Annotated in this window: 10 protein-coding genes; 9 read left to right on the top strand and 1 reads right to left on the bottom strand. The window is 61.7% G+C overall.

Translation table 11 applies throughout. The features are described from left to right. Positions 1-106: 106 nt before the first annotated feature. From DSOUD_RS00225 to DSOUD_RS00210, 4 genes are all read left to right on the top strand, one after another. Positions 107-2,476: a type VI secretion system Vgr family protein gene (locus tag DSOUD_RS00225; RefSeq protein WP_053549106.1), complete on the top strand. Its 2,370-nt coding sequence runs from the start codon at positions 107-109 to the stop codon at positions 2,474-2,476. Continuing rightward, a complete protein-coding gene (locus DSOUD_RS00220) occupies positions 2,473-5,229 on the top strand; it encodes a metallophosphoesterase (protein ID WP_053549105.1) in 2,757 nt (918 codons plus the stop codon). The genes DSOUD_RS00225 and DSOUD_RS00220 overlap by 4 nt, the downstream gene beginning before the upstream one ends. 2 nt (positions 5,230-5,231) lie before the next feature. Next, entirely contained in the window at positions 5,232-6,377 is a 1,146-nt protein-coding gene (locus DSOUD_RS00215; RefSeq protein ID WP_053549104.1) for a pentapeptide repeat-containing protein, read from the top strand. 115 nt (positions 6,378-6,492) lie between these two features. Continuing rightward, entirely contained in the window at positions 6,493-7,929 is a 1,437-nt protein-coding gene (locus tag DSOUD_RS00210) for a DUF4139 domain-containing protein (protein WP_053549103.1), read from the top strand. 195 nt (positions 7,930-8,124) lie between these two features. Here the strand turns inward: DSOUD_RS00210 and DSOUD_RS00205 are convergent, their stop codons facing one another. Next, a complete protein-coding gene (locus DSOUD_RS00205) occupies positions 8,125-9,930 on the bottom strand; it encodes a M3 family oligoendopeptidase (protein WP_053549102.1) in 1,806 nt (601 codons plus the stop codon). Between the two features lie 158 nt (positions 9,931-10,088). Between DSOUD_RS00205 and DSOUD_RS00200 the strand changes: the two genes are divergently transcribed. The 5 genes from DSOUD_RS00200 to DSOUD_RS00180 all read left to right on the top strand — a co-directional run bounded on the left by DSOUD_RS00200 (position 10,089) and on the right by DSOUD_RS00180 (position 16,565). After that, entirely contained in the window at positions 10,089-11,069 is a 981-nt protein-coding gene (locus tag DSOUD_RS00200) for a 4Fe-4S binding protein (protein ID WP_053549101.1), read from the top strand. Between the two features lie 79 nt (positions 11,070-11,148). Then, a complete protein-coding gene (locus tag DSOUD_RS00195) occupies positions 11,149-11,661 on the top strand; it encodes a GAF domain-containing protein (protein WP_157671682.1) in 513 nt (170 codons plus the stop codon). Between the two features lie 101 nt (positions 11,662-11,762). Next, complete coding sequence (gene lexA, locus DSOUD_RS00190; RefSeq protein ID WP_053549099.1) at positions 11,763-12,365, top strand: transcriptional repressor LexA; 603 nt, start codon at positions 11,763-11,765, stop codon at positions 12,363-12,365. 7 nt (positions 12,366-12,372) lie between these two features. Then, positions 12,373-13,551 (top strand): DNA polymerase Y family protein, encoded by a 1,179-nt coding sequence (locus DSOUD_RS00185; protein WP_053549098.1) that lies wholly within the window; start codon positions 12,373-12,375, stop codon positions 13,549-13,551. A 5-nt stretch (positions 13,552-13,556) separates the two neighbouring features. Further along, positions 13,557-16,565, top strand: coding sequence for a DNA polymerase III subunit alpha (locus tag DSOUD_RS00180; RefSeq protein WP_053549097.1), 3,009 nt, complete (start codon positions 13,557-13,559; stop codon positions 16,563-16,565). Positions 16,566-16,874 lie beyond the last annotated feature (309 nt).

The raw sequence follows: 16,874 nt of genomic DNA, 5'->3' as shown, positions 1-16,874 counted from the left end.
ACTCCGGTCGTTTCTGCCAATAGCCTCTTGACATCCGGCAAAAATTCAGCGATAAACAAAAAATTTTAATGGAAAACTTCTATCTTTTTCGTGGAGGAATTCTGTTTTGCTGACCTCTTTGCAACGGGTGCGTTCCACCATATCCTTTGGCTCCTTTACCGGAACGGTCCTTTCACTCTCCGGGGAAGAGGCCCTTTCCGCCCCCTTCCGCTTCCGCCTCGAAACCCTCGTCGCCGGGGAATTCGATCTCGGGGAACAACTCTCCAGTCGCGCCGTCCTGACCCTGACCGGACCCGACGGCTCAAGTCGCATCCTGGGGGGAATCCTGACCGCCCTTGCCGAAGTCGCCTCCCTGGACAACGGACGACGAAGGGTCGAGCTGGTTTTCGAATCGGGGATGGCCCTGCTGCGCCATCAGTGCGACAGCCGGGTAATCCTCGGCGAGAGCGTCGAAACGATTGCCCGCGCCCTCCTTTCCCGCCACGGATTCGGCGCCTCCCGGGTGCGCTTTCTTCTCAGTCGCTCCTTGAGCCCGCGCCCCCAAACGGCGCAGATCGGGGAGAGCGATTACGATTTTCTTCTGCGACTGCTGTCCCGGGAGGGGATCTTTTTCTGGTCGGGATTTGAAAACGGGGAGGAGATCCTCTTCTTCGCCGACCACAACGGCGCCTGTCCGCACCTTGCGCGACCCACGCTGACCCACCTTCCCCGCGCCGGGATGGTCGGATCTCCCGACGGATCCCCCCGCGGAGTCGATTCTCTGACCGTGCGAGAGCGCCTGATCCCCGGGGAAATCCGGGTGCAGGGCCTCTGCCAGGAGACCCCCTCCCTGACACTTCTTGCCGCTGCCCCGACCGGCCGCCACCCCGGTGCCGGCGACCTCCCCGTCGGCCAGACCCATTTCGCCACCGGCGCCGCAAGCCTCACCGAAGCCCAGACCGAGGCGAGATTCCGCGCCGAACGCTGGACGATTGCGGCCTGGAGCCTGGAGGCCGCCGGGGAAATGGTCGACCTCCTGCCGGGGTCCATGCTGACCCTGGAGGCCTCCCGCTTCGCCGTCGCCGTCGGCGGTGACTATCTGATCACCGCCGTCAGCCACGCCTCCTCCGATAAAACAACCTACCGCTGCCAGGCCCGGTTGACCCGCCGCGAAACGCCCTATCGCCCGGCCATCCCCGCCCACCCCGAACTCCCCGTGACCTTTACGGCCAGAATCGAGAGCGACGGCGATACTCCCCGTCTCGACGAACAGGGGCGCTATCGGCTGCGCCCCCTCTTTGACCGCGATCCCAAACCCCACAGCGAAGCGAGTCTCCCCCTGCGCCGCCTCGCCCCCTCTGGCGGTCCGGCCGGCGATCTGGCCTGCGGCTGGCACACCCCCTTAGGGGACGGCGCCGAGGTCCTGCTCTCCTGCCTCAACGGCAATCCCGACACACCGATGATCGTCGGCTTTCTCCCCGAATCGAACCACCGCAGCCCGGTGACCAGCGCCCATCCCGGGCAAAATCTCCTGCGGAGCGCCGCCGGCAGCGAACTTCTCATGGATGATTTCCGGGACAGGGCGTCGGTCTCGCTGCGGACGGTGGGAGGAGACAACATCCTTTACCTCAACGCCGCCGCCCAGGCGCATCAGATCCGCCTCGCTTCTCAAAAGGGGAGTTTGCTGCTGCAGGCCACAAAGACCTTCAAGGTGCATAGCGGCGAAACTCTAAGCGAACGCAGCGGCGCCGACCGGCAGGTGACCGTCGAAAACCGCTCGCAAACGATCACCAATCAGGGCGAAATACACCACCAGGCCAAGACGGATTACACCTTGAGCGCCGCAAAAAAAGTTCAATCTTCCGCCGGTAAAAACCTGGAACTGACCTCGGGGAAAAATCTTCGGATCGACGCCACCTCCGGAGCGACGGTCACCGTGCGCAACGGCGACGCCGCCTTCGCCGTGCGAAACGGTGAGCTGCACCTTCAGGGAGCCGGGGACCTGCGCATCGAAGGGAAGGGGGGAGGGGACATCACACTCGGCCAGGGGGGCGGCGGGATCACGGTCCAGGCGAACGGGACGGTGCAGCTTTTCGGCCACAGAATAACCCTCAAGGGAGGATCGGGGGTCACCTTCAACGGCCAGGTGCATTACGACATCGGCCGCGGGGCGGCGATGCCGGAGGTGCAGGCAAAGGCGCCCCTGAGCACCCTGGGCATCGCTCTGTTGCAGGCGGAAAACAATCAATTGCAAACAGACGAAGAACCTGCAGAAATCGAAATCCACCTTCAGGACCTCTTCGGCAACCGGTACGATTCCCACTTCGCTTTCCTCAAGGGACTCCCCTGGCAGATTGTCAGCGACAGCGGCGAGGAAATCACCGGGACGATCAGCAAAGAGATCATCTCGGTGCCGCAATTGCTCCTGCGCAAGGAGTTGACCTTAAGGATCCAGGGGCTCGAAGTGGTCATGGAGAAGGAGAGAGGACGCGCTTGAGGAAAAACATCGACACCCACACACCCCCCAAAGAGACCCGGACCCTCTCCATTGCGCTGCACGCCGCGCCGGAGAGTACGGCGAGCAAAAAGATTTTCAAAGTCCGCCAGCCCTCCTATGAGGCGGTGATCCTCCACCCGTCCCTCGGCTCTCCTCTCCTGGTCGACGACCCGGCCTGTTTCAGCCTCTTTCTGGCCGCCAACGGGAATTTTTCCGCCACCTTCGCCAATGGCAGCGACCGGGGAAACAAAAGGGGAGCCGTCGGTGGCGACAACATCAAGCTGGTCATCGCCCAGAGCCTCGCGGTCATCCCCTGGGATGACTCCACCGGGGCGATGAAGGATCCGGGGAAGGCGGAAACCCTCCTCTATCCGTCCCCGGAGAAGGCCTTTGCCGGCATCGACTGTACCTGTCTCGGTGAGCTCGGGCCGGAGTTGCAGGATAAAAACGGCAGGCATTTTGCCAACACCCACCCCGCCATCCGGAAACAACTCGCCGAGGCCGGGCTCACCTCCCTCTATCAGGTCGATCTGAAAAACCTCAAAGACATCCATCCCGGCCAGATGTATGACTCCTTCTGGAGCGGACGCAACGACCGGCCTGCAGCCGCCGATCTCAGCCGGGACGTCCTCGACACCCAGGATCGCCTGACGCGAAATTACGTTTTTACGTCCTTTTACAAATACAAAAACAAAGGGAACGGCGCCCCTTCCGACGCACCCCGGTATGCCTTCAAGGTCGGTGTCGAGGGGATCGTCTTCGAGGAGGACAGCGCCATCCCCCTGATCAACCGCCACCCGATCTACGTGCCGCCGGCGGGGAAAAAGGTTCTCAACCTCGGCCATCTCTCCGACATCCATGTCTCGTCAAAACAGCACGCCTACAAGGGATGCAAAGCGACGGTCATCCCCGATGTCGAGGATGCGATCTCGCCCCCCCTTGGCGAGCAGGTGAATAACAACTGCGACAACTTTCACAATCTGCTGGGCCAGTTCGGAAAGGACAAGGATGTCGACCTGCTGGTAATGACCGGCGACCTCTACGACCACACCCACAACTTCGATCCGCGAAGCCGCAAGATCGAGACGACCGGCAACCTCTGGGAAGCGATGTATCTCGACGGCAAAAAAGCGGTCCATGACCGTGCCGCCGAGTATCCCTACGGCATCGACGGCCTCATCGTCTATTCGCTGCTGATCCATTTCTACAACGCCTTCCACAAGCCGGTCTTCATCGTCTCGGGAAATCATGAGGCCTATGAATACCCGTACGGGATTTCACCTCGGATTCTGGGAAAAAGAGCCAATGACGGGATCCCCCTCGATCACAACCTGACCTTTTACGAGGCGATTCTGCTCTACGGGCCGGGCTACGACAAGGTGCTCAAAATTCATAATTTTGCCAAAGAAAATTTCGACTGGTTCGCGACCGTTTTTTCACCGTTTTCCGATTATGCGGTGACCTATGGTGAACAGAAACTGATCGGGCTTGCCTGGGGAGACGGCGAACATTTTTTGGACAACTGGTCCCTGGCCACGTTCTCCAAAGGCGGCACCTTGCCGCGGGCAACAGAATGTCCCGGCAATGCCCAGATTACCTTGAAGGAGAACCATGTCCCCCGTGAATCAATCAAGAAGAACCCCGATGCGATGCGCATTCTCTTTAGTCATTTCACCCAGATCAACTATGCCCTGGACAAGCCGTTAACCGAAAAGGGTGAGATCAACTGCAACGATTTTCTCGAAAAATACAGCAACTACGACCACGGCTCGGTCAAGGCAGGGCGTCCCGAACTTTACGGCGAATGGCTTGCCCAAAACCACTTTGCCTACACCCTCAGCGGCCACTCCCATCGCGCCGGCCTTTACCGCTGCCTGAACTATGACGACAACCTGCTCGGCCGTAAAAACATGACCACCCTCGGCCATTATCCCGAGAGCGAAAACCTTCAACAGGCGCACTGGCGTGGACGGACCAAGGCCCTCGTTTCCGCCAGCGCCGGACCCATTCCCAAGCAGAACCATGAAGGAGAAATGAGCGGACAGGGGATGGAGTACCCCTCGGGAAGCAAAATTATCCTCAACGGGGAACAAAAGATCACCCTCGTCAAAAGCGGCTGTCCCACGGCCAAGCCCCGCTTCGCCGTGGCCTGCGATTATATCGATATTATGAATGGGGGGTTTTGGGAGTACTTCAGAGCGGTAGGCGACAACGGTGAGTTCGAATTGAAAATCTGTTGGGATAAGATCCACCCGAGGTTTCCCGAGGGGAAAAAATCGGATTTTATCGAGAGTTTGACGTTATGGCTCGTGGGAACTGAAAGGACAAAGAAGCTAGGAACAAGCTTAAAACTATCTCGTGATCATTTTCAGGTGGTATTTCCGTCCACTTTTTCTGACCATTTAAAAAAAGATTTTACACAGGACTGTTTCTTTTTGTCCATCAAGTTCAATTGTTCAACTTTACGGCACCTTCAAGGCTTCAATAATTATAATTATGAATCACTTTGGAATATTCAAATAGGTATTTACGATTTTTTCGGAAGGGGTTTTAAAAACCATGAAAATTTTCAATCAACTGTAAATAGCTATTTGGGATATCACCTCAACGAAAACAAGCATCTCCAGGATAAATACAGGGTGACATGGCAAATCATGAGACATAAGGAATATGGCGAAGTTCCTGATCACAAGTGGCGTTCAAAAACCTGGCCAAAATACTACGGCTATCAACTGGAAACAAAGAAAATTTAACCATGAGTCTTCTAATAAAAATATCCATTATTTTTGTTGTGCTGTCTTCTTTTTTAATGGGGGTAACTTACGCGATGAATATATCCGAAAGTGAAATTCAAAATAAATGGGAGGAACTTTTTGCCGATATCCAAAAGTTAAATTTTTTTACATCTACGAAGATGATTCGACTAAAAAATGTCGAGGTGGCTGATTTGGACCTTGAAGGTGCAATTTTTAATGGAGCAGAATTTGAAAACATACAATGGAAAAACGTTACTGCAGAACATTCAAAATATCGAAAAACAAAATTTAAAAAATGCAAATTTATTAACTGTAAATTCACGTTTGCTGAATTTACAGACGTAATATTTGAAAAATGTGAATTTATAAACACAACATTTCTAAAAAGCACTGTAATAAAAGTTGTGATTATCAACTGCAAATCTGTGGAGAGCGAATTTGACAGTCTTGTTGGCACCGAACTATTAGTGAAGGAATCCGAATTTGGGGTACGTTCCTCTTTCACAGACAGTAAGATTCCTCTTTGTTTTCAAAATACTAGCCTTTCTGGTGTCAACATGATGGGTATGACCGGCATTCAAACCTTATTAATTGAAGGTGGTTCTCTCGATGAAGTAAATTTCAACAAAAGCCACTTTTCTAATGTTGTACTCCGACAGGTGACACAAGGCGAAGGCCCCACTCGCTTTAATGACGTTATCGCGGGCACAATTTTATTTGAAGACGTAAATATGACCAGGGGTGTTTCTCTTGCATTTGTGACAGCAAAAACTGTCGGAATTTCTGGTGGGACATTTAGGGTAGCTACAGAAGGCTCGAGAATTGCCGAATTTACAGCTCGAGATTCTATCCTTCCTTTGTTTGACATGAGCGAATCTCAAATGGCGTACGTATTGTTAAGCAACTGCCAATTGCGCGACATTGCCCTTTGGGATTGTTTTGTCGATGAATACGCTGTTGTCAATTCAGCAATTCACACAATTCGTGGCAAAAACTTCAAAGCCGAGACCGTCCTCTGGGACAACGTCGCCCTCAATGGGAAAATCGACCTCACCAACGCCCAGGTCAAGGATTTCCGGCCGACCCGGATTCAGCGCGGCCCGGACCTGCAACTGATCACCACCGGCTCGAATATGAAGTTTTGATTATCTGCGACATCGTTGCCTTGTTACGGTATTCTTGAGGACCCGCCTCCCGGCCAGCCCTTTTTGCCCTGATTTTCCCGAGGGGAGGTGAAGTCACCACGAACAAGGAGGATTCATGTCGCCCAGGATTTTTCTCACCCTCGCTTTTACTCTCCTCTTTCCTCTCACGACCCTTTCCGCCGAAGCGGAACGGCGCAGCACGCTCGCCGAGCAGAAGAGCGTCGCCGTCACCATTTACAACGACGACCTCGCCCTGGTCAAGGATCGCCGCCTGGTGTCCCTGGCGGCCGGAGAAAACCGCCTCGCCTTCACCGAGATCAGCGCCCTGATCCGCCCCGAAACCGCCCTGTTGCGCAGCCTCTCCAATCCCAGGGATTTTGCGGTCCTTGAGCAGAATTTCGACTTCGACCTTCTGACCCCCGAGACCCTTCTGCAGAAATTTGTCGGCAAGAAAGTTTTTGTCGTGCGCAGCCACCCCACCAGCGGCGTCGACCGGGAAGATGAGGCGCAGGTTCTTTCCGCCCAGGGGGGAGTGGTCCTCAAAATCGGCGAGCGGATCGAAACAGGGATGCCGGGACGCCTGGCCTATCCCGATGTTCCGGAGAACCTCAGGGAACGGCCGACCCTGGTCACCTTGCTGCGCAGCGGCACAGCCAACCCCCAGGACCTGGAACTCAGCTACCTGACCGGGGGGCTTTCCTGGCAGGCGGATTACGTCGCCGAACTCTCCGGCAACGACGACCGTCTCGACCTCACCGGCTGGGTCACCCTCACCAACCGCAGCGGCAGCAGCTATCCGAAGGCGAGGCTGCAGCTCGTCGCCGGCGACGTCCACCGGGCGCCTCGGGAAGATTTTCGCGTCCGCGCCAAGGCCATGCCGATGGCTATGATGGGTGCCGAGGCGCCGATGGCCGAAGAGGCACTCTTCGAATATCACCTCTACACCCTGGAGCGCCCGACCACCCTCGCCGACAACCAGACCAAACAGGTCGCCCTCCTTTCGGCTTCCCAAATTCCCGTCCGCAAGGAATTCCGTCTTCCAGGGAGCGACTTCTACTATCTCAACAGCGCCGGCGACCTCGGCCAGAGGCTCAAGGTCGGGGTCTTCATCGACTTCGACAACAAAGAGAAACAGGGGCTGGGGATCCCCCTTCCCAAAGGGGTGGTCCGTGTCTACAAGCTCGACAGCGCAGGGGCGGCGCAGTTCGTCGGCGAGGATCGCATCGATCACACCCCGAAGAACGACCGGGTGCGCCTCAAGCTCGGAGAGGCCTTCGACGTCACCGCCGACAAGAAACAGACCGACTTCAAGAAACTCGGCAGCATCCTGCGGTACAAGAACGTCTTCGAAGGCGCCTTCGAAATCAGGCTGAAAAATGCCAAAACGGAAGCGGTCACCGTCAAGGTCGTCGAACCGATCCCCGGCGACTGGGAGATGGTCGAGGAAAGCCACCCCCATCACAAGGAGGATGCCGGCAACGCCTCGTGGCAAATTCCGATCCCCGCCGGAGGGGAGACGGTCCTGACCTACCGGGTGCGGGTGCGGCTCTGAATCACGGCCGGAAGCAGAAAGAGGAAAGGGGAGCGCACTGCGCTCCCCTTTTTTTCAGAACCTGACCAGATCAAAGCTTTCAACGCTGAGACGCCGAGGTGCAGAGGCGCTGAGAAAATCGAGGGATTGGAGAAGATCATTTCAAGGCCAATCCTCTCCGTCTCTCCGGTCTCCGCGTCTCAGCGTTGAAGGGATCTATGACTCCCTCCCCTCGACCAGGACCCGCAACTCCTCCAGAAGCCCGCGGACGAAGTCGTACCCCTTCTGCCAGAAGCCGGGATCGGCGAGGTCGATCCCCAAAGGCGCCAGGAGTTCGGCGGGGGGGGCGCTGCCGCCCCGGCTGAGGAGTTCGAGATAGCGGGGGACGAAAGCCTCCCCCTCCTCGAGGTATTTCTGATAGAGGGCCAGAACCAGGAGCTCTCCGAAGACGTAGGAGTAGCAGTAAAAACGGGCATGGATAAAATGGCTGATGTAGCTCCACCCCCAGCGGTAGGGTTCGATCATCTCCACCTCGTCGCCGAAGAGGCGCCCATTCTCCTCCCACCACAGCCGGCCGTAATCGTCGGCGCTCAGGAGGCTCTCTCCCCGCAGGCGATGGGCGGCGATCTCGAAACGGGTGAGGACGTTCTGGCGGAAGGTGGTGGCGATGATGTCCTCGAGCTTGGCGCAGAGGAGCTCGATCCGGAATTGCGGATCGCTCTCCCGGGCCAGAAGGTGGCGGGTAAGGAGCATCTCGCCGAAAACGCTGGCGGTCTCGGCAAAGGGGAGGGGGGCCTGGTAGTGAAAGAGGTTCTGCCCCCGGGAGAGGGCGAAATGGACCCCGTGACCGAGTTCGTGGGCGAGGGTCGAGACGTCCCGCAGGTTGCCGGTGTGGTTGAGAAGGATGCGGGGCGCAAGGCCGGGGAGCATCCCCATGCAGAAGGCGCCGCCGCTCTTCCCCGGACGGGGAAAGGCATCGATGCGTCCGTCCTCGAAAAAGGCCGCCCCCTCCTCGGCCAGAACCGGGGAGAATTCACCAAAGGCGGCAAGGACGAGCTCTTTGGCCTCGGGGTAGGAAAAGCTGCGTCCGGATCCCCCCAGGGGCGCGTAGAGATCGGTGTTCTTCATCCGTTCCAGGCCGAGAAGGCGCTTCTTGAGGGCGAAGAACTCCCGGGCCAGGCCGTAGTTGGCTTCTGTCACCGCCATCATGTGCTCGACCATTTCCGGCTCGGTTTCACTCTCGAGGTGGGTCGGCGTCATCAGGTCGGGGTAGCGGCGCAGCTCGACCTCCTTGCCGTGATCGAGGAGGATGTTGTTGAAGCAGGAACCCAGCACCAGGGCGTTGTCGCCATGACGCCGAAGAAAAACGGCGAAAGCCCTCTCCCGCACGGTGCCGTCGCCGTGATAGAGGAGGGCGAGGAGTTCCTCTCCCGTCCCTTCCCGGGGGGCGCTCTCGCCGGGGAAATGAAAGTCGTAGCGCAGCGAGGCTTCGAGCTCCTCGTAGAGCTGGACGAAGGCCTCCCTCCCCGAGAGGTCCTTGCGCTGAAGGGCCTGCTCCACCTCCTCGGAAAGGGTGTAGGGGGCATGGGCCGTCAGACGGCGCAGATAGTGGCCGTAGGGGAGAAGGAGGGGATCGGCAAGGAGGACAGCAAAATCGTCCGGGTCGATGCGCAGGATCTCGAGTTCGAAAAAGAGAATCTCCTCGCTCAGGTCGCTCCACGCCTCCCGCACCCGGGCAAGGAGGGCCTTGTGGACGTCGCTTTCACCGTCGGCGGCAAAGAGGAGCTGGGCGTAGAGATAGGGCTTGAGGCCGAGACGCTGCAGCGCCTCGTAGCTCTGCAGGCCGGCGGCGAGGAGCCCGGCGGCCGGGCCGGGACCGGCGATGCGGCCGCGATAGTCGTTGCGGAAGGTTAGGGCTTTTGCTGCGGCCAGGGCCAGATCGGCCGTCAAGGCCGGAGCCTCGGGCCCGGGATAGAGAGAGGTGAGATCCCACACGCTGGGGGGCGTGGCGCACGCATTCATCGTCGGACTCCTTGGGAAGGTTAGGTAGAGACCGTAACGGCTCCCCGGTACCCTGTCAATGGCAAAACTCCCCGTCGAACCGAAGACGGCGTTGACAGAAAGAGCCTCGCCGGGTACCCTCAGAACGCTTCCCACCCCGGAACCGGAAAGGATCGGCCATGAAACGACGCCTCCCCCCCATGCTCCCGCGCTACCTCGTTCAGACGGGCTTTCTCGCCTTCTACATCTGGATCGGCGTGCGTTTTGCTGCCTGGGCCGCCTCCCTGCAGGGGGGTGGAGCGCCCCCTTTTCCCCGTCCGGCGGCCATCGACGGCTTTCTCCCCATCAGCGGCCTGATGGGACTGCGCCAGTGGCTGCAGGGGGGAGAACTCCATGCCGTCCATCCGGCGGCGGCGCTGATTCTCCTCGCCGCCCTGGGGACCGCCCTCCTCCTCAAGCGGGGGTTCTGCTCCTGGGTCTGCCCGGTCTTCCCCCTCTCCGAAGGGCTGTGGCGGTTGGGACAGCGCCTCTTCGGCCGCACCTTCGCCCCCCCCTTCTGGATCGATCTGCCGCTGCGCGCCCTCAAGTACCTGATCCTCGCCTTCTTCGCCTGGCAGATTCTCTACCTGATGCCGCTGCCGGGGGTGCAGGCCTTTCTTTCCTCCCCCTACCACAAGATCGCCGACATCCGCCTCCTCCACTTTTTCCAGCACCCGTCCGCCGTCGCCCTCGGGGTTATCGCCGGCCTGGCTCTCCTCTCCCTCTTCGTGCAGATGGCCTGGTGCCGCTACCTCTGCCCCTACGGCGCGCTCCTCGGGATCTTTTCCCTCTTTTCCCTGAGCAGGATTTGCCGCAGCGAAAGGCTCTGCATCCGCTGCGGCCTCTGCTCCGCCCGCTGCCCCGCCTGGCTACCGGTCATGCAGAAGAAAACCGTCCGCTCCGCCGAGTGCTACGCCTGCTACCGCTGCGTCCACGGCTGCCCGGCGCCGGGGGCCGTGGAGATGAAGGTCGCCGGACGCGTCCTCCTCCCTTCGGTCGTGTTCGCCCTTCTGCTCCTCGCCCTCTTCCTCGGCGCCGACCTCTACGGCCGCGTCACCGGCCAATGGCAGGGGAAGGTCTCCGACGCCGAAGTCCGCTATCTGCTCAGGTCGTCGCCTTAAAGAGAGGCGCATTCTCTTTGACGAAGAGACGCCCCCGTGCTAAAAGAGAATGGTTTTCGACCACGGAAGAGGGGTCTTCATGAAGATAGAGGATTTCTGCAAAAAACTCGAAGGAGAGCTCGCCGCCCTCGGCGCCGGCGAGGAGCGTCTGTCTCTCGCCGTGCAGTCGTTGCGCAAGGCCTTCCGCGTCAAGCCCGACGAGATCTCCATCCTCTCCCTCGACGACGAAAAGCAGGTCCTCGTTTTCGTCTGGCCGGCCAAGCTCGCCAAGTCCGGCTTTATCCCCCTCTCTTCGTCCTCCTCCCTGGCTGCTCGCACCGCCCGGGACAAAAAGGGCTTCGCCAACAACCGCTTCGCCTCCGTTCACCATTCCTCGATCTTCGAATCCGTCCGGCTCGGCCCGGAGAGCGACCCTCCCCCCCTGCCCATCCAGAAGATCCTCAGCGCCCCGCTGCTCAGCAGCGACAAGGTCAGCGGCGTCGTCCAGGTCTGCCGCAAGGGGACGAACACGGCCGACGCCGGGGAAGACTTCAGCCAGACCCAGCTCACCGCCCTCACCCAGATCGCCCAGATCCTCGCCCGCACCCTGTGAACATTCGTCCCGCCGCTTCCGGTGTTTTTTTACCCCCCTTGACTTACGCATAACCTACGCATATAGTGTTTGGCAACCGATCGTTCTCATCCGAGGTTGCCATGAGCCCACTGACCCCCAAGCAGAAGAAGATACTCGACTTTATCACCGCCCATCTCGACCGGGAGGGATACCCCCCTTCCCAGCAGGAGATCGCCGCCGCCTTCGGCTACTCCTCCCTGGGGACGGTGCAGAACTACCTGGTGCGTCTCGAACGGGAGGGAGCCCTCTCCCGGGACTGGAACGCCCGCCGCGGGCTGCGCCCGACCCGTCCCCGGGGACGGTCGATGGAGCTCCCCCTGGTCGGCACCGTGGCCGCCGGCCGCCCCATCGAGGCGATCGAGACCGCCGACACCATCGAGGTTCCGCCGTCGATGGTCGGCCGCGGCGAGAATTTCGCGCTCCGGGTGCGCGGCGATTCGATGGTCGGCGACGGCATTCTCGACGGCGATTTCGTCGTCGTGCGCAAGCAGGCCAGCGCCGACAGCGGCCAGACGGTCGTCGCCCTCATCGGCAACGAAGCGACGGTCAAGCGCCTGGTCAGAAAGGATGGGCGCATCGAACTCCACCCCGCCAACCCGGCCATGGCGCCGATTCTCGTCGAAAACGTCGAGGAGTTGCGCATCGAAGGGGTCGTGGTCGGGGTTCTCCGCCACTGCCTCTGAACCTCCCATGGAACGCGATATCCTCCATCTGGCCATCCCCGCCTTCCCCATCGCCGTCGCCCGGGTCGGCGATCCGGCGCTGCGCGGCCGTCCGGTCGCCATCGCTCCGGGCAACTCGGACCGGGCCCTCTTGCAGTGCGTCTCCGCCGAGGCCCGCGCCGAGGGGGTCTGCGAGGGGATGCCGGTCTACCGGGCGCGGCGCTGCTGTCCCCCCCTCCTCCTGCGTCTCCCCGACCCGGCAACTGCGGCCCGGGCCTTCCGGTCCATTCTCGAAATCGCCGCCCACTATTCGCCCCTCGGAGAGCCGGCCCTCCCCGGGCGCCTCTACCTCGATCTCACCGGCAGCACCCGGCTTCTCGGACCCGGGCGCGACGCCGCCGCCCGCCTCGAACGGGAGCTGTCGGCCCGCCTCGGCCTATCCTCCGCCCTGGGGGTGGCGGGGAACAAGCTGATCTCCTGCATCGCCGCCGGCACCCTCGGCCACCCCGGGGTCTGCGACGTGGAGCGCGGCGGCGAGGCGAGCTTCATCGCCCCCCTCCCCGTCGCCGCCCTGCCGGGGGTCGGGGCGGCCCGGCAGGCCCTCCTCCTCGAAGAACTCGGCCTGCGCCGCATCGGCGACCTCGCCGACCTCGCCGTTTCCCAACTGCGCCTCGCCTTCGGCCCCTTCGCCCCCCTCCTCCACCAGAGGGCCCGGGGGATCGACCCCTCGCCGGTGCAGAGGCCGCAGCGCCGCGCCGAAATTTCCGAGGAGGCAATCCTCTCCCGCGCCGAGAACGACGACGACATCCTCCTTGCCGAAGTCGGCCGTCTCGCCGAGAGCTGCGCCTTCCAGCTGCGCCGCTTGGGGAGAGGTGCCGGCTCCCTGGTTCTGACCCTCTTCTACGAGGACGGGGTCAGCGAGGAGCACAGGGCCCCTTTTCCCGCCCCGGAAAGCCGCGACCGCGCTCTGCTGGCCGCCGCCGAGGCGCTCTTCGATCGCGGGTGCCAACGCCGGGTGCGGATCAAGGGGATGCGCCTCCTCTGCCGGCGCCTGGCCGGCGAAAACCGTCAGCTCCCCCTCTTTACCGAAGAAGAGGCCGACCCCCGCCTCGATGCCCTGCAGGACGCCCTCGACACCCTGCGCCGGCGCCACGGCATGGATGTCGTCCGCCACGCCGCTGCGCACCCCCCGTCCGTGGATTTCTAAGCGCCATGTTCGCCCACCTCCACGTTCACTCCGCCTCTTCCCCCGCCTGGGGGATCCACTCTCCGCAGGAGCTGATAGCCTCCGCCGCCGCCCTGGGAATGACGCGCCTGGCCCTCACCGACCGCAACGGCCTCTACGCCATCCCCCACTTCATCGCCATGGCCCGGGAGGCGGGGATCGCGCCGATCATCGGCGCCGAGGCGGTCCACGGCGGCCGCAGGGCCGTTCTCCTGGCGCAAAATGACGACGGTTACGCCAACCTCTGCCGCCTCCTCTCGGCCCTGCACACCGAACCGGGCTTTGCCCTTCCCGCCGCCATCGCCCGCTGGCGCTCCGGACTGCTGGTGATCAGCGACGACCCGGAGATTCTCACCCCCCTGTGCCGCGACGGGAGCGCAGCAGGTCTTTACGTCGAGCTCTCCCCCGGTCACGGCATGGAAAAAGCCCTGGCCCTCGCCCGCCGCCTCGGTCTGCCGCCGCTGGCCACCAGCCGCGCCGTTCTCCTGGCTCCCGAGGATCTCGAGCTGCAGCGGGTGCTGGTGGCCATCGCCTCCGGCAGCAAGCTCTCGCGCCTCTCCCCGGCCGACACCGCTAACGCCGGCGACCGGCTGCTGTCGGCCAGCGAGCTTTCCGCCGCCTTTCCCCACTGCCCCGAGGCGCTCTCCAACGCCGGCGAGGCCGCGGCGCTGTGCAAGACCGACTGGGACTTCTCCGCCACCATCTTCCCCGCCTACCGCGGTCTCGACGCCGGGGAGGCCTTCGCCGAACTCGAGCGCCGCGCCCGCGCCGGGTGCCTGTGGCGCTACGGCGCCATCGACCCGGTCGTCGAGGAGCGTCTGCACAAGGAGCTCTCGATCATCGGCGCCAAGGGGTTTGCCCACTACTTTCTGGTGGTCGAGGAGCTGGCCAAGCGCTCGGTCCGCACCTGCGGCCGGGGGAGCGCCGCCGCCTCCCTGGTCGCCTACGCCCTCGGGATCACCCACGTCGACCCGATCCGCCACAACCTCTTCTTCGAGCGCTTTCTCAACGAAGGGCGCCTCGACCCGCCGGACATCGACATCGACTTCCCCTGGGACGAGCGGGACGCCGTCCTCGACTACGCCTTCGCCCGCTACGGCGACGGACGGGCGGCGATGGTCGCCAACCAGGTCGGCTTCAAGGGGCGCGCCGCATTGCGGGAGGTGGCCAAGGTCTACGGCCTCCCCGCCACCGAGATCAGCACCCTCACCGAGCGCCTCTCAAGCTACTGGGACGCTTGCAATGCCGCCCGCGCCGTCGACAGCCACCCCCTCTTCGCCGGCGAGCCCCCCTGTCCCGAATGGCAAAAAATTTTCGCCGTCGCCTCGCGGCTGCGCGGACAGCTGCGCCACCTCGCCCTGCACTGCGGCGGGCTGGTGATCGTTCCCGACGAGATCCGCCGCTACGTCCCCGTGCAGATCTCCGCCAAGGGACGGCCAGTGATCCAGTGGGAAAAAGACCAGGCCGAAGCCGCCGGACTGGTGAAGATCGACATCCTCGGCAACCGCTCCCTGGCGGTGATCCGCGACGCCCTCGCCGCCGTGGCGGAAAACGGCGGCCCGAAAATCGACTACGCCACCTGGCAGCCCCTCGACGACCCGGCGACCTGCACCCTCCTGCGCGCCGGAGAGACCATGGGGTGCTTCTACATCGAGTCGCCGGCCACCCGTCAGCTCCTCAAAAAGATGTGGGGGGACCCTCCCGACCCGGCGACCTTGCACTGCGACCTTTTCGAGCATCTGGTGATGGCCTCCTCGATCATCCGCCCCGCCGCCAACACCTTCATCCGCGAGTTCGTGGCGCGCATGCGCGGCAAACCGTGGCAAACCCTCCATCCCCTCCTGGAAAATGTCCTCAACGAGACCTACGGCACCGCTATCTACCAGGAACAGATCACCCAGATCACCATGGCCCTCGCCTCCTTCTCCCCTTTCGAGGGAGACCAGCTGCGCAAGATCATCAGCAAGAAGCACAAGGGGAAAAAACTCGACGACTTCCGCCAGCGCTTCGCCGCCGGCGCCGCCGCCCAGGGGGTTGAGGAGAAAACGGTGGCGGAGATCTGGATGCAGATCCTCTCTTTTGCCGGTTACTCCTTCTGCAAGCCGCACTCGGCCTCCTACGCCCTGGTCAGCTGCAAGTGCGCCTGGCTCAAGGCCAACTACCCGGCCGAATTCCTGGCCGCGGTGATCTCCAACCAGGGAGGGTTTTACGCCCCCCTGGCCTATCTCTCCGAAGCCCGGCGCCACGGCCTCGAGATCCTCCCCCCCGAGATCAACGAGAGCGCCATCCCTTACCGCGGTCGCGGCCAGGCCCTGCGCGTCGGGCTGATGCAGATCGCAGGGCTCTCGGCGTCCGGACTCAAGGCCCTGATCGCCGAGCGGGAACAAAACGGGGCGTACCACACTTTTTCCGATTTCCTGCGCCGCGTCCCCCTCCCCGCCGGCGACGTGCGCCTCCTCGTCAAGGCCGGCTGCTTCGATCTCCTCGAAGGGGTGGAGAAACGCCCGGCCCTGCTCTGGGAAGTGCTGAGCTTCCACAGCCGCGCTCCGGGCGGCGGAAGCGGCTTTCTCTTCGAAGAGTCCGCTCCACCCCTGCCGGCACCGGCGCCCTACGACCCCGAGCTGGTGCTGCGCCAGGAGGTCGAAACCCTCGGCCTCCTCGCTTCACGCCATCCGCTGACCCTCCATCGCCGGGCCCTGGCGCGCCACCGACCGGTACCGGCCGCCGAGCTGGGCCGCTGGATCGGCCGCTCCGTTACCGTCGCCGGCTGGTGGGTGACGGGGAAGACGGTGCAGACCCGCAAGGGGGAGCCGATGGAGTTCATCTCCTTCGAGGACACCACCGCCATCTTCGACACCACCTTCTTTCCCCGCCCCTACGCCCGCTTCTGCCGTCTCCTCTCCCGCGCCCGCCCCTACCTCCTCAAGGGGAAGGTGGAGGAGGAGTTCGGGGCTCTGACGTTGACGGTGGAGTGGGTGGGATTTCTGGATGACTGATTCATGTTTTAACGGAGAGGCGCGGAGGGGGAGAGGCGCAGAGAGAAGCGGAGGGATCAGGAGATCAAATTAAAAAGTTTGAAATAGGCTATTGGCGTTCACGATCCATAGACCTGGGCATGGAACCTTGCCCATTTTATGTTTTCTCTCCGACTCCCCTTCTCAGCGCCTCTGCGTTGATATTTTTCTCTCAAAAACAAAAAAAACCCCGACCCAAAAAGGGCCGGGCCCGGGGCCGATGGCTTCGAATTAATCAATGGTGCAGCTGTCATCCAGGGTCACCCCCACCTTGCTCGACATTCACCGGGA

Origin of the sequence: Desulfuromonas soudanensis (genome assembly GCF_001278055.1) — a bacterium.
In the GTDB taxonomy this organism is placed as follows: domain Bacteria; phylum Desulfobacterota; class Desulfuromonadia; order Desulfuromonadales; family WTL; genus Deferrimonas; species Deferrimonas soudanensis.
The sequence above is the reverse complement of the archived record's forward strand: the minus strand, read 5'-3'. Positions and strand labels throughout refer to the sequence as shown.